The 20,855-nt window shown below is 37.7% G+C and carries 20 protein-coding genes and 3 pseudogenes; 12 read left to right on the forward strand and 11 right to left on the reverse strand.

The features are described from left to right. From B5X53_RS17530 to B5X53_RS17555, 6 genes and pseudogenes are all read left to right on the forward strand, one after another. Nucleotides 1-203 (forward strand): annotated as a pseudogene (locus tag B5X53_RS17530) (type IV secretory system conjugative DNA transfer family protein); the annotation flags it as partial. A gap of 33 nt (nucleotides 204-236) precedes the next feature. Further along, nucleotides 237-1,589 (forward strand): annotated as a pseudogene (locus B5X53_RS17535) (Fic family protein). A gap of 208 nt (nucleotides 1,590-1,797) precedes the next feature. After that, nucleotides 1,798-2,640, forward strand: a pseudogene (locus B5X53_RS17540) (type IV secretory system conjugative DNA transfer family protein); the annotation flags it as partial. A 190-nt stretch (nucleotides 2,641-2,830) separates the two neighbouring features. Then, nucleotides 2,831-4,459: a dihydroxyacetone kinase subunit DhaK gene (locus tag B5X53_RS17545; protein WP_079714522.1), complete on the forward strand. Its 1,629-nt coding sequence runs from the start codon at nucleotides 2,831-2,833 to the stop codon at nucleotides 4,457-4,459. 201 nt (nucleotides 4,460-4,660) lie between these two features. Then, nucleotides 4,661-4,948, forward strand: coding sequence for a helix-turn-helix transcriptional regulator (locus B5X53_RS17550; protein WP_079714523.1), 288 nt, complete (start codon nucleotides 4,661-4,663; stop codon nucleotides 4,946-4,948). Nucleotides 4,949-4,953: 5 nt separating this feature from the next. Next, entirely contained in the window at nucleotides 4,954-6,207 is a 1,254-nt protein-coding gene (locus tag B5X53_RS17555; protein ID WP_079714524.1) for a type II toxin-antitoxin system HipA family toxin, read from the forward strand. A 124-nt stretch (nucleotides 6,208-6,331) separates the two neighbouring features. Here the strand turns inward: B5X53_RS17555 and B5X53_RS17560 are convergent, their stop codons facing one another. From B5X53_RS17560 to B5X53_RS17595, 8 genes are read right to left on the reverse strand one after another with little or no spacing between them, the layout of a single operon-like run. Further along, nucleotides 6,332-7,165: a DUF4138 domain-containing protein gene (locus B5X53_RS17560; RefSeq protein ID WP_079714554.1), complete on the reverse strand. Its 834-nt coding sequence runs from the start codon at nucleotides 7,163-7,165 to the stop codon at nucleotides 6,332-6,334. Between the two features lie 11 nt (nucleotides 7,166-7,176). Beyond that, entirely contained in the window at nucleotides 7,177-8,136 is a 960-nt protein-coding gene (gene traM, locus B5X53_RS17565; RefSeq protein ID WP_079714525.1) for a conjugative transposon protein TraM, read from the reverse strand. Nucleotides 8,137-8,154: 18 nt separating this feature from the next. Beyond that, the gene (locus tag B5X53_RS17570) at nucleotides 8,155-8,763 is read right to left on the reverse strand and encodes a conjugal transfer protein TraK (protein ID WP_079714526.1); all 609 of its coding nucleotides are present in this window, start codon (nucleotides 8,761-8,763) and stop codon (nucleotides 8,155-8,157) included. Between the two features lie 10 nt (nucleotides 8,764-8,773). Continuing rightward, nucleotides 8,774-9,616 (reverse strand): hypothetical protein, encoded by an 843-nt coding sequence (locus B5X53_RS17575; RefSeq protein ID WP_079714527.1) that lies wholly within the window; start codon nucleotides 9,614-9,616, stop codon nucleotides 8,774-8,776. A 2-nt stretch (nucleotides 9,617-9,618) separates the two neighbouring features. Continuing rightward, a complete protein-coding gene (locus B5X53_RS17580; protein WP_198550724.1) occupies nucleotides 9,619-10,212 on the reverse strand; it encodes a conjugal transfer protein in 594 nt (197 codons plus the stop codon). Next, complete coding sequence (locus B5X53_RS17585) at nucleotides 10,199-12,622, reverse strand: TraG family conjugative transposon ATPase (protein WP_079714528.1); 2,424 nt, start codon at nucleotides 12,620-12,622, stop codon at nucleotides 10,199-10,201. Before B5X53_RS17585 ends, B5X53_RS17580 begins: the two co-directional genes overlap by 14 nt. Then, entirely contained in the window at nucleotides 12,609-12,893 is a 285-nt protein-coding gene (locus tag B5X53_RS17590; protein ID WP_075327835.1) for a hypothetical protein, read from the reverse strand. Before B5X53_RS17590 ends, B5X53_RS17585 begins: the two co-directional genes overlap by 14 nt. 13 nt (nucleotides 12,894-12,906) lie before the next feature. Beyond that, a complete protein-coding gene (locus tag B5X53_RS17595) occupies nucleotides 12,907-13,194 on the reverse strand; it encodes a hypothetical protein (protein ID WP_075324752.1) in 288 nt (95 codons plus the stop codon). Between the two features lie 785 nt (nucleotides 13,195-13,979). On the opposite strand from B5X53_RS17595, the gene B5X53_RS17600 reads away from it, so the two are divergent. Next, complete coding sequence (locus B5X53_RS17600; RefSeq protein ID WP_079714529.1) at nucleotides 13,980-14,420, forward strand: hypothetical protein; 441 nt, start codon at nucleotides 13,980-13,982, stop codon at nucleotides 14,418-14,420. A gap of 336 nt (nucleotides 14,421-14,756) precedes the next feature. Here the strand turns inward: B5X53_RS17600 and B5X53_RS17605 are convergent, their stop codons facing one another. Next, complete coding sequence (locus tag B5X53_RS17605) at nucleotides 14,757-15,815, reverse strand: IS110 family RNA-guided transposase (protein ID WP_079714530.1); 1,059 nt, start codon at nucleotides 15,813-15,815, stop codon at nucleotides 14,757-14,759. Between the two features lie 190 nt (nucleotides 15,816-16,005). Between B5X53_RS17605 and B5X53_RS17610 the strand changes: the two genes are divergently transcribed. Next, nucleotides 16,006-17,058 carry a TlpA disulfide reductase family protein gene (locus tag B5X53_RS17610; protein ID WP_079714531.1) on the forward strand — a complete coding sequence of 351 codons (1,053 nt, stop codon included), beginning with the start codon at nucleotides 16,006-16,008 and terminating at the stop codon, nucleotides 17,056-17,058. A gap of 111 nt (nucleotides 17,059-17,169) precedes the next feature. Here the strand turns inward: B5X53_RS17610 and B5X53_RS19695 are convergent, their stop codons facing one another. Both B5X53_RS19695 and B5X53_RS17620 read right to left on the reverse strand, forming a co-directional pair. Next, a complete protein-coding gene (locus B5X53_RS19695; protein WP_157822083.1) occupies nucleotides 17,170-17,379 on the reverse strand; it encodes a transposase in 210 nt (69 codons plus the stop codon). A 355-nt stretch (nucleotides 17,380-17,734) separates the two neighbouring features. Then, nucleotides 17,735-18,103 carry a hypothetical protein gene (locus B5X53_RS17620; protein WP_079714533.1) on the reverse strand — a complete coding sequence of 123 codons (369 nt, stop codon included), beginning with the start codon at nucleotides 18,101-18,103 and terminating at the stop codon, nucleotides 17,735-17,737. Between the two features lie 127 nt (nucleotides 18,104-18,230). Here B5X53_RS17620 and map point away from each other — a divergent pair, with 127 nt between their 5' ends. The 4 genes from map to B5X53_RS17640 all read left to right on the forward strand — a co-directional run bounded on the left by map (nucleotide 18,231) and on the right by B5X53_RS17640 (nucleotide 20,807). After that, entirely contained in the window at nucleotides 18,231-18,995 is a 765-nt protein-coding gene (gene map, locus B5X53_RS17625; RefSeq protein ID WP_079714556.1) for a type I methionyl aminopeptidase, read from the forward strand. Between the two features lie 166 nt (nucleotides 18,996-19,161). After that, nucleotides 19,162-20,247 carry a ligand-binding sensor domain-containing protein gene (locus B5X53_RS17630; RefSeq protein WP_079714534.1) on the forward strand — a complete coding sequence of 362 codons (1,086 nt, stop codon included), beginning with the start codon at nucleotides 19,162-19,164 and terminating at the stop codon, nucleotides 20,245-20,247. A 21-nt stretch (nucleotides 20,248-20,268) separates the two neighbouring features. Next, entirely contained in the window at nucleotides 20,269-20,391 is a 123-nt protein-coding gene (locus B5X53_RS19500; protein WP_262507309.1) for a hypothetical protein, read from the forward strand. Further along, nucleotides 20,379-20,807: a DUF1801 domain-containing protein gene (locus B5X53_RS17640; protein ID WP_079714535.1), complete on the forward strand. Its 429-nt coding sequence runs from the start codon at nucleotides 20,379-20,381 to the stop codon at nucleotides 20,805-20,807. Before B5X53_RS19500 ends, B5X53_RS17640 begins: the two co-directional genes overlap by 13 nt. The last annotated feature ends 48 nt before the right edge of the window (nucleotides 20,808-20,855 follow it).

Raw genomic sequence — 20,855 nt, forward strand, 5'->3', positions numbered from 1 at the left:
TACGTTCCGATGTTTTCTTTCGGTTGAAACAAGGAGAGTTTATTACCTATGCAGACGGAATAGATAAAAGGTTGCAGTTTAAATTACAAAAGATTCAGCGCCACCTACCTGAGGCTAAAGATCAAAAACCTTATTCTAAAGCTGATTTACAAGAGAATTTTGACCGGGTGTATAAGGAAGCGAGGTCTATATTTGACCAGTAATTATAAGTATATTTGTGGTGTTAAAATTTTTTTATGAGTGAGACCAACCGTATAGAATATAAAAGGGAGCTTTCCGATGGTTTGGAGAAAGAAGTTGTTGCTTTTTTAAATTATCGGGAAGGCGGTATTATCTATATAGGGATTGATAAGGAAGGAAAAACTTTTGGGGTGAAAGATCCTGATAGTGTACAATTGAAAATTAAGGATAGGTTAAAAAACAATATACGGCCTTCTGCACTTGGGTTATTTGATATTGTAACTGAAAAGCGGGATGGGAAAGATATTCTGAAAATTATCGTAGCAAGCGGTTCAGAAAAACCTTACCACCTCAAAAAATTTGGAATGAGTGAAAAAGGTTGTTTTATACGGCTTGGTTCTGCAGCAGAGCCTATGTCACAAAAACTCATTGAAGAACTTTTTGCCACGCGTACCCGAAATTCTATCGGAAAAATAAAAGCACACCGGCAGGATTTAAGGTTTGAACAACTTCATATATATTACCAGGAAAAACAAAAGCCCCTCAACAAACAATTCAGGAAAAATTTAGAGCTAACTACGACAGGAGGAGACTTGAATTATGCAGCATATTTATTAGCAGATGAGAATAATGTTTCTGTTAAATTTGCTAAGTATAAAGGGATTACACGGGTCCATTTAGTTGAAAGTAATGAATACGGGTACTGCTCTTTAATAAAAGCCGCCAAGAGAGTATTGGAAAAAATGAATTTGGAAAATCGAACGATTACCCAAATCACCCATAGTGAACGAAAAGAACATCGTCTTTGGAATGCCATTGCCCTTCGGGAAGCCATTATTAATGCCTTTGTCCATAATGATTACACTCGTGAAATAGCTCCAAAATTTGAAATTTTTAGTGATCGTATAGAAATCACTTCTGCAGGTTCTTTACCGGATGGCTTAAGTGAAGATGAATTTTTTGAAGGTTTTTCGATTCCCCGCAATAAAGAATTAATGCGTATTTATAAAGACTTGGATTTGGTAGAACAACTTGGATCGGGAATCCCCAGAATATTGGAATCCTATAGTAAGGATTCCTTCCGTTTTTCCTAGAATTTCCTGAGAATGACCTTCCCTTCCGCTGAAGATGTTTATAGGGAGACCAAGCAAGTACCCAGCAAGTACCAAGCAAGTGCCACGCAAGTCACCACGCAAGTCGAAGAATTGTTAAAGGTTTTTACCGGGGAACATACCCGACAGGATTTGCAAGAGAAGCTTAGGTTGGCGAATAGGGAAAATTTTAGAAAGAATTATTTACAACCTGCACTAGAAAGTAAGGTGATTGAGATGACCATTCCCGAGAAACCACAAAGTAGTAAACAGCGTTATAGGCTGACTTCCAGGGGCGTCCAAGCCAAAAAAATTTAAACTTTTAAAGTCGGTTTTTCTTCAAAAATATCAACTAAGGTTATTAATAAACCGGTGTTAGATCTTTCTTTTTAAGTTACGTTGCCCGTCTTTTACGTTGATTTCCAAAATCGTTCGTCCATCTTTAGAAAAAAGAAAACTTTGGTAGCGCATAAGCCATTTTTTCTGACTTTGACATCTTTCTTGGTTCTATTTTGTAATTATTACAAATACCAATAGCCTTATTGAATTTCTAAAGACCAACACAACCTCCCGAGCTATGGCCGATGCCTTTATCAGTGGAAAGGATGCGGAACGGCAAACCGCCGGGGTAAAAAGTACCCTGGCCAACGCTTTAAAGCGGATCAGCACCCGCCGCATATTCATGGCCCTATCTGCTGATGAGGTTCCCCTCAATATTAATAGCGAAGAAAACCCAGCTGTTATTTCAGTAGTAAATAACCCCAAATACGAATCTTCCTATTCCCCGGTTATTGCAACAATTATTCATACCATAACCAAACAAATGAGCGTTCGCAATTCTAAAGCATCGTTCCTGCTGATGGAGGAGGCACCCACCCTTCGATTGCTCAATATGCACCGGATCCCTGCTACCCTGCGAAGCTATAATATTGCTACCGTTTACGTGATGCAAGACAAGATCCAGAACGATATGATGTATGGAGACAAGGCAAGTAGGGCGATATTGAGTAATCTGTCTTACCAGTTCTTTGGAAAGGTAAATGACCCGGATACCGCTAAATACTATGAACGTTTTTTTGAAATCGTAAAAAAGCCTACCAAAAGTGTCAGTAGCAGTTACAGTCTTAATTTTGATACACGGGTGACCACCGGTGAGAAGGAAATTCCCAAATTACGTTCCGATGTTTTCTTTCGGTTGAAACAAGGAGAGTTTATTACCTATGCTGACGGGATAGATAAAAGGTTGCAGTTTAAATTACAAAAGATTTCAAGGTACCTACCCCCGGGACAGGAGCAATATTCTCAGGCTGATTTAGAAGATAATTTTAAGAGGATCTATGAAGAGGCAAAATCCATTTTTGGACAATAAGGGGATATTTTAGATGAACCCCATAATTATCTGTCGATTTAAATTCGGCAAAAGATTTAAAAACTAAAAATAAATATTAAGGCTAATGAAGTTTCTTCATTTTTAAACCTGTGGCTTTAGTTCCTAAGCTTAACGTTTCTTTAAAAAATCAAAAATCGGTTTTTCAGTATATTTAGAAAAACAAAAACCTATGAAATTTTTTATTAATGATGCCCAGGATGTAGTCAATGAAGGCATAGATGGCTTACTGACCGATCCAAATCTTACCAGATTAGATAATTTTCCAGAAGTAAAAGTAGTTCTCCAAAAAGAGTTAGATAAAAATAAAGTAGCGGTTATTTCAGGCGGAGGTTCTGGTCATGAACCAGCTCATGCGGGATTTGTGGGTAAAGGTATGCTGACAGCCGCCGTATGTGGTGATATTTTTGCTTCTCCATCGGTAGATGCCGTACTCTCAGCAATTATTGCCACAGCAGGAGAAAAAGGCTGCCTGCTAATTATTAAAAACTATACCGGAGACCGATTAAATTTTGGACTGGCAGCAGAACAAGCACGCGAATTAGGATATAAAGTTGAAACCGTTATAGTGGGTGATGATATTGCCCTGGGGCAAGAAGTAGAACAACGTGGTTTGGCTGGAACTGTATTTGTACACAAAGTAGCTGGGCATTTAGCTGAAAAAGGAAAATCACTAGATGAGATCGCAAAAACAGCTCAAAAAGTGGCCAATAATATTTTTTCAATAGGATTATCGCTGGAAGAAGGAAAGAAGTTTCAAAATCCCGAAAGCTCAAGGTTGTCTAGTTCTGAGGCAGAACTGGGACTGGGTATTCATGGGGAACCAGGCGTTAAAACTATTGATATGGAAAAGGCCGATGATTTGATGTCTAAAGCTGTTGAAAAGTTAAAAGAATACCTCCCAAAAAAAAATAATGAAAAGTTTGTCTTGCTAATGAACAACTTGGGAAGGGTAACCCCAATAGAAATGAACATACTCCTCAATTCATTTCAAAAATTAGAAATTGCCAGGCAGGTAGAATATATCATCGGTCCCTCACAATTGATGACCTCTCTCAACATGAGCGGTTTCTCCATTTCATTGCTCAAATTGAATGAAGGATTGAGGGATTCATTAACTTCAGAGGTGGAACCAGTCTCTTGGTCTATCAGAAAATTTGGAGAGAATTCTTCTATAGAAAGTCCAGATTTACCTGATACGATGCCTTTCAAACCCTCTGAAAATATGCAGTTCAAAAACGCTATAAAAGCCGTTGCTGAAGAATTGATTAGTTTAGAAAATGATTTGAATGCCATAGATGAAAAAGTGGGAGATGGAGATGCAGGATCTACATTTGCTACTGCGGGTAAAAAATTACTGGAGGTAGCAGATAAATTACCCTATGCGAACACAGCAGAGCTCCTCATTACTATAGGAAGAATTCTAGCAAGGGAAATTGGAGGTTCTAGCGGAGTTTTACTATCTATTATGTTTACAGGTGCTGGAAACTCCTACAAAGAAGAATCAAATATTGGTAAAGCCTTAATGAGTGGATTGCAGAAAATGAAAGACTACGGAGGAGCCAAAGAGGGGGATCGGACCATGATAGACGCTTTACAGCCTGCCTTTTCCGCTTTGGAAAACGGTAAAAAAATTGATGTAGTGGCTAAAAAAGCCCGTCAGGGAGCAGATAGCACTAAAGAAATTAGCAGTACAAAATTCGGCAGATCTTCTTATTTGTCTGAAGAAAGCTTAAAGGGCATTCCAGATCCTGGAGCAGAAGCTGTCGCCATAGTTTTTGAAAAATTGGCGTCCCTTTAAATTGGCGATGGTATTTTTTATATCCTTCTTTTTATTTCATTGACAAAGAAATTCTTTTGATTATTCGGGATGATCTTTATTCAGAAATTACCGAAAAGCAGGGAGATAGAAGGTGGGCATATTCTAAAAATGTAATTGTTTACTCCATAATGTTGCTAATTAACAACAAAAAATATAAATTTGTTGTAAATGAGCGACATTATGATTTCAAAAAAAACTATTCTCCTCCCTAAACATCGAAAAATATTTGAGCAAATTGGAGAAAACATAAAGCTTGCCAGAAAGAGACGAAAACTTACTACAGAGCAAGTATCTGAGCGGGCAGGAATCCATAGGGCAACCCTTTACCGCATTGAAAAAGGGGATCCGGGAGTTGCCATAGGATTGTATTTTAATGTGTTTAGAGTGTTTAATTTGCAAGATGATTTCTTAAAACTCGCAGTAGATGATGAGTTCGGAAGAAAATTGCAGGATTTAGATTTATTATAAGTGCTATGGCAGGAGAAAAATTTGATATATATGTATTTGCAGACTGGATAGCATTGAAGAAACCAACATTGATTGGAATACTTTCTGCTCACTTTGCAAAAGGTAAAAAGGCTTTTAGTTTTGAGTATGACAAGAATTGGTTAAAAACAGATGCGCACCGATTGTTAGACCCTGATATAGCATTTTATTCCGGACCGCAATACCCACCAAACAAAGAAAATTTCGGAATCTTTTTAGATAGTATGCCGGATACCTGGGGTAAGACCCTAATGAAACGGCGAGCAGCCCAGAATGCGCGAACTAAGGATGAAAAAATAAAGAAACTCTATGAGATAGATTATCTTCTGGGGGTGTATGATGAAAGCAGAATGGGAGCGTTACGATTTAAAACTGATTTTGATGGTCCCTTTCTGAATAATGATAACCAAAATCCAACACCACCCTGGTCCTCACTTGGTGAACTTCAAGAAGCGGTAAATCAATTAGAGAATGACGACCAAAGTGATGCTATTAGAAGATGGATTGCTGTACTTATTGCTCCTGGTTCTTCATTAGGGGGTGCACGTCCAAAGGCCAATATATTAGATGCTCAGCAAAATCTATGGATTGCAAAATTTCCATCAAAGACAGATACAATTGATAAGGCTGCCTGGGAATTTTTAGCTTATAAACTTGCCCTTGCATCAGGTATTGAAATGGCAGAATCTAAAATAGAGAAAATAACTGGTCATTATCATACTTTTTTGACCAAACGATTCGATAGGGATAATGGAAATCGCATTCATTTTGCTTCAGCAATGACTATGACAGGAAATACGGAAGAAATAATCAAAGATGATTCACCCAGTTATTTGGAAATTATCGAATTCATTGAAAATTATGGTGTGGATGTAGAAACCAACCTACATCAATTATGGCGGCGAATTGTGTTTAATATTGCGGTTTCAAATACGGATGATCATTTAAGGAATCACGGTTTTATATTAAAAGAAAAAGGTTGGATATTGTCGCCGGCCTATGATTTAAATCCATCCGTTGAGAAAGACGGCCTATCCTTGAACATTGATATGGAGGATAATGCTTTGGACTTCGATTTGGCAAGAAGTATAGGGAAGTTTTGCAGATTGGATGAGGAGGGGATGGAAACAATTCTAAAGGAAGTTTTGACCGTGGTTAAAGACTGGAAATCTATGGCAAGTAAACTAGGAATTGCAAATAAGGAAATAGAGATTATGAGTCCCGCCTTTAGATATCTCTGATAAAAAAGTCATTGAAATTATCATTTCCGATTTACCTAAAAGTGATAAAAAATCATATCCAATAAAGGAAAATGTGAAATATAATATGGGTATTCATTTCTTGTTACAAGTGAAACTTTATCTATCAATTAGGATTATTAATAAACCGATGCGAGATCTTTAGTTTTAAGTTACGTTCCCCGTCCTTTTCATTGAGCTCCAATACGGCCCTTCGATCCCTGGATAAGGAAAATTTCGGGAATACATACACCAATTTGGTGGTCCGTCCTTTTCTTATTTTAGCCGGGACTTCAAATTGAAATATAGGTTCTTTCAAAATTCGCTGTGAAGACTTTTTCTTTCCCTTCTGCCTGGTGTGGATCGATAGGTTTAGGTAATTCAAATCATAATCCAGGCTGGATTTGTTTTCAATTACGATTACGAAATACAATTCCTTTCTATCAAATACAATGTTCTCAAGGCTTAGCTCGATCCCCTGCTGCTTTTTACTAATCCTGCCAATCCGCTCTTTTTTGCTTAATAAATATCTACTGTAGCGTTGATAATAATGACTATTATTTCTTAATTCTTTTTCTGGTTTAATAGTTTTTGCAGAATCAATTGCCAGGGTTTTTTGGGGACCTATGCTTTCTGATTCCCGAATAAAATAATTTAACCTGCTCAGTGCTTTTTTATATTTTATAATATAAGAATAAACTGAGCCAACTGCGTCTATAACGAGCAAATTACTTTCTTCTCCGGGTTTTGCCTGCAATAGCCCAAAATGCTGTTGTCTTTCCCTATTGTAAGTGAAAACAAAATTGTCGTTCCCGGTAATTCCCTGGCTAATAGGACTCGGAAAGAATAAAGCAACATTCTTTAGTTCATTGGCAAAAATAGTATCCAGCTTTTCCTCTGTTTGTGCACGGGTGAAAACAAATGCAAGTAGAGCAGCCGTGGTTAAAATATAATTTTTCATAATGATTGTTTTTATTGGTTGTCTATTTCCCATTTTGGTTCAGGTTTATCGGCTTTTAAAATCAACCTGTAATTATTAAGGATGGTCACTTTTACGTTTCGGTTATTGCGCCGGAATACTTTGCTGATGCCACTTACCTGGGGTACACTTGGGATATTGATATCACCGATTATATCATCCAAGACTTCCGTGGTAACCTCCGACCGGAAATTATTTTCTAAATAGATCCCTTCACTACCGTCCTCGAGGTCAAAAGCTTTTAAGCTTGTAGGATAATGCATGATATTTTCGATCTCGATTAAAACCCGGTTTGGCTGAAAGCTGATAAACCCGAAAATTGGAGTGTTCTTTGGAACAGGTATACCACCAATTAAACTAGGTTCTGACAGCCGCATTCGCAACCGGGAGTTGGCCTTGACTACCTGGTTGCCATCAACCACTACATTAATCTGCTTAGCAGTAGTACTTACTATAGCCGGCTCGGTCTTCTTAGGGGCAGAAGCAAAGAATAATTGATGCTCCAATCCCATTTCTTTGACTTTGATCTTTTCATCTTCGGGAGTTTCAGAAGCGACCAAAGCTTTTTCTTTGATTGTTTCAGGTATTTCGATGGGTTTGGTGGCTGCCCTGATTTGTTCTTGCCTGGATTGTCCCAGTAAATAAATACTATCGATAAGACGCTCTTTTTCTTTTTCCGGTAAATTAGGGTCGTAATAGCCTAAGGAGTCGATTAATTTCTCTTCGTAGATACTGGGAGCACTTTTTTCGCGGACCTCTTTTAAATCATTTATAGCATCCAGTTTGGATTCATATACTCTTTGATCATCTTCTTCTAACTCGGGTACTTCCGTTTCTTTGAGAAAGTGATTTTCCGGGTCATCTCCGGTTATCATTATCGTATAGGTGATAAGGAAAGTCACGATCACAACCAATACGCTGACAAATACGATTTTACTTTTCTCTATTTTCATCTTCATTAATTTTAAAAGTTATTCCGCGAGTTTTCTTAAACTGTTTTCAAAATAATCCGTGATCAAAAGCCCGTGAGGGTTGTTGGGAAAATGACGGTCTACCGGTAAGAGTTTACCAGTGCTAATAAGCTCATAAGTATCGATAATGCTTCCCCTGTTGATCTCAAAAATTACTTTGGTCCGGAAGTAGTACACATCCTCCTGTTCTTCCAGCTGTGAATCAATTTCCAGAACTTCTTGTACCAGGGAATATTGAAGCAGGCGGTTATACACCCCATCAGCCTTTTTCTGTCGATACAAGTTGTCTACGGAGCTGTTACCCAGCCAGAGGGCTTTTTCCAGATTTTTCTCATAATTACTGGCGTCAATATCATAGAAATAAGAATGGAACAATTCCAAATGTGCAAGGGCTTCTACCCGGAAATTTTCTTTTTGGGTAACCAGTGTTAAGGGAATGATACTACCATCGGTATTAATGGCAAAAGCAGAATTTAAAGCTTTCCGGCTGGTGGAAAATGCAGTCCATAGAGCAAGAATACTGGTAAGAAAGCTGCAAATAACCACGCTAAGTACAATAAACCTATTCAGTTTTAGAACCTTATAAATATTCTGATATGGTGTTTTCATAAAATGGTTTTTAGTTGGTGAATAATCTTAAAGTAAAAGTGATCGCACGCCGGTATAATTTGAATTTTAGAAAGACAATAAAAGCTATGGAACCCAACTCTACCACGGGTGCAAAAAAGCTGCTACCATATTCTGTCCCAAAGAGGTTCTGCCAGAAATTGGTATTTATCTCGGTATAGATCGCGTTGATAAAAACATTGACCAGGAAGAATGCCGGAACAAGCATATAAACTGCGGCATAGAGCCTAAAAAAGCTATAGGCCATCGACCGGAATTTTTCAAACACAGCAAGGCTTAGTACCAATGGAAAGAAAGCCTGCATAATGCCCAATAGAAAATAACGTTCTGCAAGGAAAAGTGGGTAGATGAACAAATCCAGCATCCATAGGAACAAGCTGATCAAAAACGCAAGTGTTTTTAATCCATACAAGGGGGTGACCAGAGCTTCATAAAGCAGGGCCATGGCTTTACGCATGGCGTCCATTGCAGAAACTTCTTCTTCAATGGGGATTTCTTGCATTTGCAAGGGTAGGAGCATAGGGGCGGTTTCGCGGTATTGGTTTTCAATGGCCACCAGGACGCCATCGAAAAAGCCCAGGATCTGGGTCGAAAAAATCACTAAAAGCACTACCACAAAATTTTTAGCCAGCTCCCCCGGAGATAAGCCCCAGGTATATCCGTCCCGGTCCGCAACGCCCTCGTTATATTTTTTGAGAATGTTCACCAGGAAGAATAGCACCGCCAGGGCTTTTATTCCCACAATGGTGTAGCGGGAAAACTCGCTATCCTGAATAGTTTGAAAGACACTATCCATATACTCCAGGCCGAGGGCTAAAATAATTGTAGCATTCATCTTTAATATGTGGTTTCCCGGTTATTGATCTTATCCTGCATTTTTCGAAAGGAAATGATTTCCCGGTATCGTTTGGTCTTCAGCCGTACATCGGTGACCATCTCTTTGGACTCCAGTTCTTTTTGCTTTAAGACTTCAGCCCTTTCGGCATCGCTCATTTTTAAGTGGTCACTCGATAAGATCTCATCGATAAAATCCAGAGTTGCCAGAGAGTTTCCTACCACACTATTAAAAGATTCCGTGACTTTAGTGACTTCACCCGGTTTGATATATGGAGAGTCCAAAATATCCCGGAGATCATTTTGCATTACTGCGATGAGCCGCTCATTATTGCGGCCAATCTCACGAACGGCTTGTAAGTCGCGGACCACACTATTGACTTTCTCAATATTTTCCTTTTGAGCTTTTAGAAAATTAACGGTCTTAACCAGGTTAGCGGTTTGTTTGGCTGATTCTACCAAAGATTTTACAAGGCTTACGAAGTTGGTATTGTCATAAACCGGCATCCCCTGGCAGGTAGCGCCTGCAGGCAATAATAGCGCTAAGGCCGTGGTAATGATCAATGTTCTGTGTCTGATTATTCTAATTGGCTGCATCTTGTTTCATTTTAGCGCTTACAAATCCTTTAATAGCCTCTTCCATATCTCCGGTCAATTTAAAATTGTCCATAATGACGGCATTTTCGGCCCCGTCTGTGAGGTAGGCGGCATAGACTTCCGGCGGTACTTCCAATCTGAAAATGTTGCTTTCTTTGCCGATTTTGATAAATATTTCGGTGTATTTTCGCGGTCCGGAAAGCTTGTTCTTAATCGATTTTAATTGGTTGAGATCGTGACTGGAAAGATGAAGCCTTCGAACTAGCTCATCATAGCCTTTTTCATTGTTAAGACTATAGATGACCTGGGTATTTTCCAGGATACTGGCCGAAGTGGTGTTGCCAGGAAGTTGGTTTATGGATTGTAGGATGATCCCTATGGCCCCGTTTTGTTTACGAATGGCCTGGTAGTAAAACTCCACACTTTCCAGGACATTTTCAAATTTTAATTGTTTGGCAAACTCATCGAAGAGGATGATGCCTTTCTCCGCCCGGTTTTTCCAAATGCTACGTTGGATAGCCGATTTGATGAGCTTGAGCATTACTGAAAGAATTTCTTTATTATCTTTTACTTCATCGAGTTCGAAAATGATAAGGCGTTTGTCTTCGATCTTAAAGCTTTGGTCCTGGTTTCCTTCGAAGAGGAAACTATATAGACCATCTCCGACATACTCCGATAACACGTGCAGGAAATTGGTGATATTGAAGTAGTCGGGATGGATTTTAAGGGTCTCGAGCAAAGTCTTTTGATGTTGCTCGATAAAATTGTAGAAGCTCTCCAGGGAGTGGTTTTCAACGGTACTTTTATAATAATGCCGCAGGATTTTCTTTATAGAAACGGATTGTGCCTTACTAATTTTTAAATCAGAAGCCAGGAGTTCAAATAAAAACACGGAAAGATCTTCCAGGTGTTCCGGACTTAATTCTTCGGAATTGGAGCTGTAAAATGGGTTGATCCCTAAATTCTTACCACTCTCATATCGTAGCACGGTATATGCCTCCGGGTAGAGTTTAGCAAGTTTAGTATAAGATCCTCCCAGGTCGATAATGACCAGGCGAACCCCACTTTCAAAATACTGTCGCAGGATATTGTTGGCTAAAAAGGATTTTCCTTCCCCGGTAGGAGCGAAGATGGCAAAATTCCGTGCCTTGATGCGCTTTCTATGCTCATCCCAAACATCCTTTACTACCGGGATATTATGCTCCCGGTCATTAAAAATAATCCCGGTCTTGTCTGATTTATAATTCGTGTTATTGATCAGCAGGCATAACGCGTGTTTCAGGTCGGTTACATAAAGATCCTCGTTGGAGAAATTCGAAGAAAAACAGCAATAGCTATTGAGAATATAGTTTTTGCGTTCTTCTCCCCTGGGATAATACGGTGTAATATCAAGCTCTTTAAATTCAGATTTAATTTTAGATCGAATAGATTCCAGGTTCGAAAGTTCATTGTCCCAATAGATAATATTGAGATGGCCTCGTATGATCCGGGCATTATCATCTTTATTGATTTTTTCCAAAATCTCCTGGATCTTTCCCAGAACCACCTTGTTTTGGGATCCAAAATTGGAGCTCTTGCTGAGTTCCTCTATTTTTTTATCGAGGAGTTTGCGCCATTTGTGTTTGTCATCCAAATACAGCACCTGGTTGACAATATGGTTTTCATTTAGCGTAAGCCCTATGCCATCAATAAACCCCTGGTGAAATACAAAATCGTCTGAAGTGAATTTCTCATTGGTTTTGCTACTTTGTACTCTTTCGCCAAAGCACAGTTCACTGTTGATGGCCAGGGCATCAAAATGATTACCGCCAATAGTTACATTTTTATTTTCCAGTAATATATCCGTATCGAAACCTTCATTAAAACCATTGAAATAGTTTTGGGTCAGTTTGATAATTCCTGCCGCGCTTAATTTCTTAAGCGAAAACTTGCGGCTATTGTCCAGAAAGGAAACCGAATCACTTACCGATTGCATGAAACCTTGCAGGTTTGTATCGCACTCCCGGATAGCACCGCTGGAAATTTTTCTGAAGGGATTTACATATTTTACATGGTTTAAAGCTTTGTTTTTCGTGAGGCAAAAGAATAGGTAGGAGCGATGCTCTAAATATTGCCTTCCTTTAAAATAATCGTGAGTAGTTTTTTCCAGAAAGGTGTCTCTAGGTAAGACTTCACTATTATAAGCTTGTTTGGTGTAAATATCCTGCTTGTGTACCACCGTACCCACCGGGAGTGATTTGAGAGCCTGGTGCCAGACTGTGTGCAGGTCTTCGAAATCTTTTTCGGATAAAGAGTAGATTTCGGGTAGGATCATCTCATAACACATCACCACGTTACCATTGTTGGCAAAAATGCTGTTGTCCTGGATATCCCCAATAGGCCAGTGGGAGGAAAGTTTAATCTTGTTCATAATTGATATTTGAATTTCTTTTGTTACTGATAATTTTGGAAAAGACTCCGGTCATTTGGAAAAACTCTATGAGTCTGCTTAAGCGAAGCAACCCGATATATAGGGCCACATTAAATACCAGCCCACTTAGAATGACCCCTAAACTAAATGAGAAAATAATAACCAGTAAGCTGGCAATTACACACATCATCATCAGTGCAAATAGGGGAAGGCTTAGGCCAAAGATCACGGCGCCTTTTCGAATGTTCCTATAAGGTTCGTATTTTTTCATGTTACTTTCAGGTTTATACGACTATGGTGATTAAGTAGGAGAAGATGCCCACTACTGTTCCCGAGATCAGTACAAAAATGAGTACCCGGGTCAATCCTTTTTTCATATCGGAATTTTCACCGAAGAAATGACCAATGTTAAATAGGAAACCAACCAGAAAGATTATTCCCAGTACAATGGGGAATATATTCCTGATCGTATCTGAAATTTCGGCTACGGAATCTTCGATCCCACCGATCTGCGCAAAAAGGTTTGTTGAGAGCAACAAGAAAGAAGTTGCCAGGAAGGTTGATTTTTTCATAACGGATAGTTTTAAATTATTGACTCGTTTTCGTTATGAGAAAATTAGAAATTTAAGTGGTTAAATATCTGTAAATCAGATATTTGTTAATAAAATATTCTTTGATGTCTAATGATTTTAAATGTTGTTATTTGATATTAAATTCTATGAAAATTTGGAAGAGGACTGTTGATAACTTTAAATTGAGGTATGGAGGAAGAGAGTAAAAACGTCAATTTTGTAATTTTTACTCCTGGAAAAATATTTTTTTCCCGGACAAGAACCGCGATTTTCCACTTAAAGGATACCATCGATAAGCAATAGAGTTTGCTATTATAGGTGTGAAGTTTCAATTTTCCAGAATTTCACAAGATGTTGAATCAGTGTTCTTGGATTCTTTTGGAATTGGGTTTTAGCTGATGTCAATGCTGGTGCACTTGAGGAGTAATCCTTAGTGACCGGATTAGCCTTTATTTTGAAGATTTAGGGATCAATACACTTTCATTAATTCATGGGGCTAACAAAAGTAAACATCCGAAAACCAGCTGCTGTTTCGGTTTTTCCAATAGAGTTATATATGTGTAACGTGTGTAGCATTTAAAGGCTTACTCAAAACTGAATTTTTCAATTAAAAGTGCTGATTATAGGGTATAAATTTTAAAATTTCAGGTTCAGGATAGATTACAGAGGAGAAGGGAGAATTTTCATTAAAATTAAAATAAATGTCACCATGGGTTTATTTGCAAATAAATGTAATATTGCATTTATCGGTATGTTGTGCGCAATTTCGGATATCAATGTAAAATATGGAATCAAAAGATTTTAGGGAATTAATAGAAAGGAATTCTAAGAAGCTCCAACTGGAGAAGTATAAAACTACTTATTATACAGAAAGTGCAGATTCTATCGTATTCTTGGTTTTAATTAAATCAAATTATTCAAAGAACTATTACTTAAGATTAAAAACGGAGATTAAGCCTCTTGAAAAGGACTTTAATAAAGAAGATTTTATAAAACACGATATTTCGGACATTTTAGTGAGCTTAGATTCAGAGTCGCCGGAAATATTTGATCTGGAAAATCATCTGACTGATTTTGAACGAGGTGAAAAAATGAATAAATTCTTCGCTAACAATGTGGAGCAATGGATTAAAGCTATGCTATCTAAAGAATCCATTATTGAAAAAAGTAATAAAGAAGACTTGGTTCTTTTACCTTACACCAAATCAAAACTCGGACTGAAATAAAACTGCGCACAACAATATATCCTATGAAAAGCAATAAGCCCTTCTCTCAAATTTAATATTTTATTTTCTATTTTATTTCATCTTGATGATGTTTTTGGAGTGTTGAAATGTTGGCAAGTCTTTTCAGCCCTTGCTTACTTGTCAATATTTCAATACTTATAACCTGCTCCGCATCCTATATGTGGTCCTCGCTCTGGTGAGGCCACCAGCATCATTATGATTTTGATTATAAAACCTGTCCACTAGCTAAAAAATGTGATCCGGAATTGGCCACGTATAATGTTTTGTGATACAGGCTGAAATTGGTTTGAGCTGGTTAGTATTATTTTTTTGTTTTTATTCAATGACACCTATTTCATAGGGAGTTTCTGTTTTTATAACTGCAAGGGTTCTACTGAGGAGTTTATGAGCGATTTTGACAATAATTTTCTTGACATCTTTACCTATATGAGTGCGGTAGTAAGCCTGCATTACGGGGTCGGTGCGAATGGCCTGCCAGGAAGCTTCAACAAAATAGGATCTGATCAGGCGGTTTGACCTTGGGTTCATTCCCATAGCTTTATTTGAAGCACCACTTTGATGCATTCCCGGGGCAAGGCCAACATAACCTGCCAGGTGTTTTAAGGAATTGAACCGACGTAGATCTCCCAGTTCAGAGAGGATGCCTACGGCCACAATGCCACCAATACCTGGAATACTTTTTAAGAGATAATAATCTTTTTTATAATGTTTACGACAATAGGCGCGAAGCTCGTTGGTAACTTGTCGCAACTCCTGATCTATAAACCTGAAACTGCGCATACGACTGTTTAAGGTTTCCCGGGCAGTATCAAATTCAAAAGAGAGGTTGTCCAGCCAGTCTCGAAAGTTATGGCTCCAGTGGTCATTATCAAATTCCTCGGGTTCTTTGATACCGAAGTAGAGCAGCTGCATTTTGATCATTGATTTAATGCGACGCATCTCTTTAACCAGATCATTTCGGCGACGGAAGAGGCTGCGGAGTTCCTCTCGTTTTTTATCAGGAACGACAATGCTTTCCAGACGGTCATCTTTAAGTTCCCTGCTGATAAGCTGGGCATCGATTTTATCTGTTTTGGTGTATCGTTCTTTTCCTTTGCGGTGGATATCTGCAGGGTTAACTACCAGGGATTTCCACCCATAGCTTTTAAAAGAACGATGGGCATAGTAGCCACAACAGCCGGCTTCATAGGCCGTGGAAACTTCATAGCCTTGAAAATGTTTGTTCACGTATTGAAATAATTGTTCAGGAACGGGTGGCATGGTAAAGGATTTACCAGCAAAAAGATCGGTGCTGCAATGAATTTTCCAGCTTCTCTTGTGAATATCAATACCAACGTATAACTTTGGAATTGAGGCAGTAGATTGAGTGTCCATATCTTTACGTATTTTTTATTTAAGATACTTGATTTACTGCTTTTTCATCGATGCTAAAAACAATGCTTAAACCTGTCTCAATGGAAAGTCCGTGCTCGCTTGCAACGCCTGATTGTCCTGCGGACAATCAGGCACGCCAGCTCGCACAGTTTTTATACGGGACGTTACCTGCATTCGGAAACCAAAAAACATGAAACAATCTTTGACCTTAATTTTACTAATCATTCTTACATCTTGTAAAGAAAATTCGAACAAAGAATCTGACCCAACTGAATCCTATACTATTTCGGGAAATTTACGAGACAAGTATAATGGTTATATATATTTAATGTACGGAGACGTAATTGACAGTTCACGAGTTACAGATGGTACTTTTGAATTTCAAGGAAAAGTAGAGGACACAGTTTCAGCTTTCTTAAGTTTAGAAAGTGGTAAAAGTGGAGCAAATTTTTACATTGAAAACAGTCAGATTAAGTTAAAATGTGCTATTAAACAAACTCCTGATTCCAATAGAATTTCTGGCCAAAACCTGGAAATTAAAAATATTCAAGGTTCATATTCCGAAGAAATTCGAAAGGATTATTCTCTCTTTTATCAGAACAACAAGGATAAGGATAGTTTTCCTAATTTGTTATACCAAAAACTAAGTGCTTTAATAGAAGAAAACAGGAGTCATCCATTTAGTGGAGGGATTTTAGCTGGTAATGCAGTTATGAATCCTGTTTTTTCAAAAGAACAACTTGTTGATCTTTTTTCTAAGCTTGATACAACGAGAATGGAAAATTCCGACCTATCACTGATAAAAAGATCTATTGTCAATCTTTCTGCTTATCGAGTAGGGAAACCTTTTTTAGACTTTAAACTCTACGACCAAAAAAAGAAAGAAGTGGACATTAACACAACTTATGCTGCATTTACACTGGTAGATTTTTGGGCTTCTTGGTGCGTACCGTGCAGAAAAGCAAATCCAGAACTGGTTAAATTAAAAAACGAATTGCAAAATAATGACTTTGAAATAGTTAGTGTTTCAATAGATGAAAACAAAGAAAAATGGTTGAAAGCAATAGAGAAAGACAGTCTTAACTGGACAAATCTAATTGATCCAAATCAAAACGTTTATAAGGAATTGGATATAGTAGGCATACCTTATAGTTTTCTCATTAATCAAAATGGTGTAATATTAAAACTTAACCCTACTATAACTGAAATTTCAAATATTGTAAAGGGAAAAGCCAGCAGGTAACACCACATCATAGGGAGTTTCTGTTTTTATAACTGCCAGAGTTCTACTCAGGAGTTTGTGAGCTATTTTAATAATGATCTTTTTGTCCTCTTTTCCTAAATGTGTACGATACTAAGCCTGCATTACTGGATCTGTGCGAATGGCCTGCCATGAAGCCTCGACAAAAGAGGATCGGATCAGGCGGTTTGATCTGGGGTTCATTCCCATAGTTTTATTTGAAGCACCACTTTGATGCATTGCCGGGGCAAGACCAACATATCCTGCCAAGTGTTTTAATGAATTGAACCGACGGAGATCTCTAAGTTCTGAGAAAATGCCCACGGCAACAATTCCACCAATCCCCGGGAATGCTTTTTAAGAGATAATAATCTTTTTTATGATATTTACGACAATAGGCGCGGAGGTGATTGGTTACCTGGCGCAACTCCTGATCTGTGAACCTGAAACTGCGCATACGACTGTTTAAGGTTTCACGGGCAGTATCAAATTCAAAAGACAGGTTGTTCAGCCAGTTTCGGTATTTGTGACTCCAGTGGTCATTATCAAATTCCTCGGGTTCTTTGATTCCGAAGTAAAGGCTGCATTTTGATCATTGATTTAATGTGACGCATCTCTTTAACGAGATCATTTCGGCGACGGAAGAGACTGCGGAGTTCCTCTCGTTTTTTATCGGGAACTACAATGCTTTCCAAGCGATCATTCTTAAGTTCCCTGCTGATAAGCTGGCATCGATTTTATCTGTTTTGGTATGTCGTTCTTTTCTTTTGCGGTGAATATCTGCAGGATTGACTACTAAAGATTTCCAGCCGTAGCTTTCAAAAGAACGATGGGCATAGTAGCTACAACATCCAGCTTCATAAGCCGCGGAAACTTCGTACCCGTGAAAATGTTTGTTCACATACTGAGACAGTTGTTCAGGAACAGGCGGCATGGTAAAGGATTTTCCAGCAAAAAGATCGGTGCTGCAATGTATTTTCCAGCTTCTCTTGTGAATATCAATACCAACGTATAACTTTGGAATTAAAGCAGTAGACTTAGTGTCCATATCTTATCGTTTTTTTATTTAAGATACTTGATTTACTGTTTTTTCGTCGATGCTAAAAACAATGCTCAAGCCTCTATTCAAAATTCCGTGCGATACGGGAAGTTGTGGCCAATTAAAAAAAAATGAGATGTCAATAACGAAAGAATCAGAATTAAAAGGAATGAAAAAAATTAGTGAAGTCGTTGGAACTACACTAAAGTTGATGAGAGAGTACGCTAAAATGGGAATGTCTACTAAAGAACTCGACAACTACGGAGGTGAAATTTTAAAAGGTTATGGAGCAAAATCTGCGCCTTGTAAAACTTATGGATTTCCTGGATATACTTGCATAAGTGTAAATAATGAAGTCGCCCACGGCATCCCATCCAATAGCAAAATATTAAAAGAAGGAGATTTGATTAATATTGATGTTTCTGCTGAACTAAATGGCTTTTGGTCTGACAATGGAGGCTCATTTATTATTAGAAAGGACATAAATAATCATCAACCTCTTGTGGACGCTTCAAAAACGATTTTGCAAAAAGCAATACACCATATTAAAGGAGGAGTGAAAATTGCCGACGTGGGTTATTTAATAGAAACTGAGGCTAAAAAATCAGGCTTTAAAGTCATTAAGAACTTAGCAGGGCACGGAGTTGGAAGAAGTTTACACGAAAAGCCCGGGAACATTTTAAATTACAGGGTCAAAAGCAACAGAGAACGATTTAAAAAGAATACTACTGTAGCTATAGAGACTTTTATATCAACAGCTTCAACCATTGCAATGGAATCAAATGATAAATGGACTTTGATAGGCAATAAAGGTGGGCACGTAACACAACACGAACAAACCATATTAGTCACTGACAATATTCCAGTCATTCTCACTCAATCTAATGAAATCTGGAATTAAATAACTGGCTACAACACAAAAAACAATGCTAAAACAAGTCTTAGTTCGAACCTTTGTACTTGCTTGCAACGCCTGATGTCCTGCGGACAATCATGCACACCAGCTCTGTTTTTATAGGGGACGATGGCAACAATTAGAAAGCACAAAGAAAATAATTGATATTATTATGAATCTATCTACAAGATTATTAAGTATGATGCTTCTAATTACCTTGGCTAATTCTTGCAAGGGACAAGAAACAGAGAAGAAAGATAACAAAAAAGTTAATTCTAGTCAATCAAACATAGAAAAACATCAACCTTTCATTTACAGAAGCTCAAAACAGCACTCTACTTTAAATGGGGCAGTTAGTGAATTTGTATGGCAAATTTATCAAGATAAAAAAGGAAATTATTGGTTTGGAACTAACCACGATGGTATTCTCATCTATGATAATAATTCCCTTATTCACTATACTTCAAAAGATGGAATAGGAGGAAATGCAATAAGAGCTATAACTGAAGACAAAACTGGGGATATTTGGTTTGGCACATCAAATGGTTTAACAAAATACAATGGAAAAGAATTTACTAACTACACAATAGATGACGGACTAATTGATAATGAAATTTGGGCAATTGAAGTGGACAATACGGGAAGAATTTGGATTGGCACAGTAGGAGGTGTTAGTATATTTGACGGGAATAATTTTGAAACTCTCGAAGTACCGAAGCCTAATGTTCCAAATCCCGAACCTATGCTATCTAAAAATAGAGTCAGTGATATTTTAATTGATAAAAAAGGACATTTTTGGTTTGTTAATGATAGCTACGGCATCACAAAATTCAATGGTAATCAATATGAATTTTTCACAACCGAAAATGGGCTGACCGACAATAATGTGGCTGAACTTTTTGAAGATAGTCAAGGAAATATTTGGATAGGAACTTTTTATGGAGGTGTAAGTAAATTTGACGGTAAGACTTTTACAAACTTCACAAAAGAGGGAATAATAAATGGCCTAGAAACTTATAACTTTTGTGAAGACAAAGCAGGGAATATTTGGTTTTCCGCAGAAAATTATGGTGTATATAGTTATAACGGAAAAGATTTTACCCAATTCACAGTAGAAGACGGACTAGCCACAAATACAATCCAAACCATTTATGAAGATAAAAAAGGGCAAATTTGGTTTAGCACTTGGGAAGGAATAAGCCTTTATGATGGAAAAGAAATAACGAATGTCTATGATAAAGAATCTTGGACAAAATAAAAATAACTGTTGCCAATTGAAATGGAATTAGACAGAACCTATAATGCCAATGTTGAAATTTTCGGAGAAAGAGCACAAAGTCCTTCTTATGCAGAAGTAGATTTCTATGTAAATATAAAAAATTCAAGCAAATGGGTAAATTGACAATAAAGACAGATCCTAAAGTAGAGACGGTTTTCGCGAGTTATCCTGACATTGTTCGGGATAAAATGCAATATCTACGTGAATTGGTAATTGAAACAGCAGAAGAAACCGAAGGTATAAGTGTTTTAGAAGAAACATTGAAATGGGGAGAACCCAGTTTTGTTACTAAGAACGGCAGTACTTTGCGAATGGATTGGAAAGAAAAAACACCTGACCAATATGCAATGTATTTCCAATGCACGAGTAGATTGGTTGATACTTTCAGGTTAGTTTTTGATCACAAATTTCAATACGAGGGAAAACGAGCAATTGTCTTTCAATTAAACCAGAAAATTCCAGAATTAGAATTAAAAGAATGTATTAAGGCTTCCTTGATTTATCATAAAGTAAAAGAACAAATTACGTTGGGAATTTGAAGTTGAATAAAAAAAGCCAGTGGCTAATCGAGTAGATGGCTCCACCAA

The sequence above is a fragment of the Salegentibacter salinarum genome (assembly GCF_900168115.1).
Classification (GTDB): Bacteria; Bacteroidota; Bacteroidia; order Flavobacteriales; family Flavobacteriaceae; genus Salegentibacter; species Salegentibacter salinarum.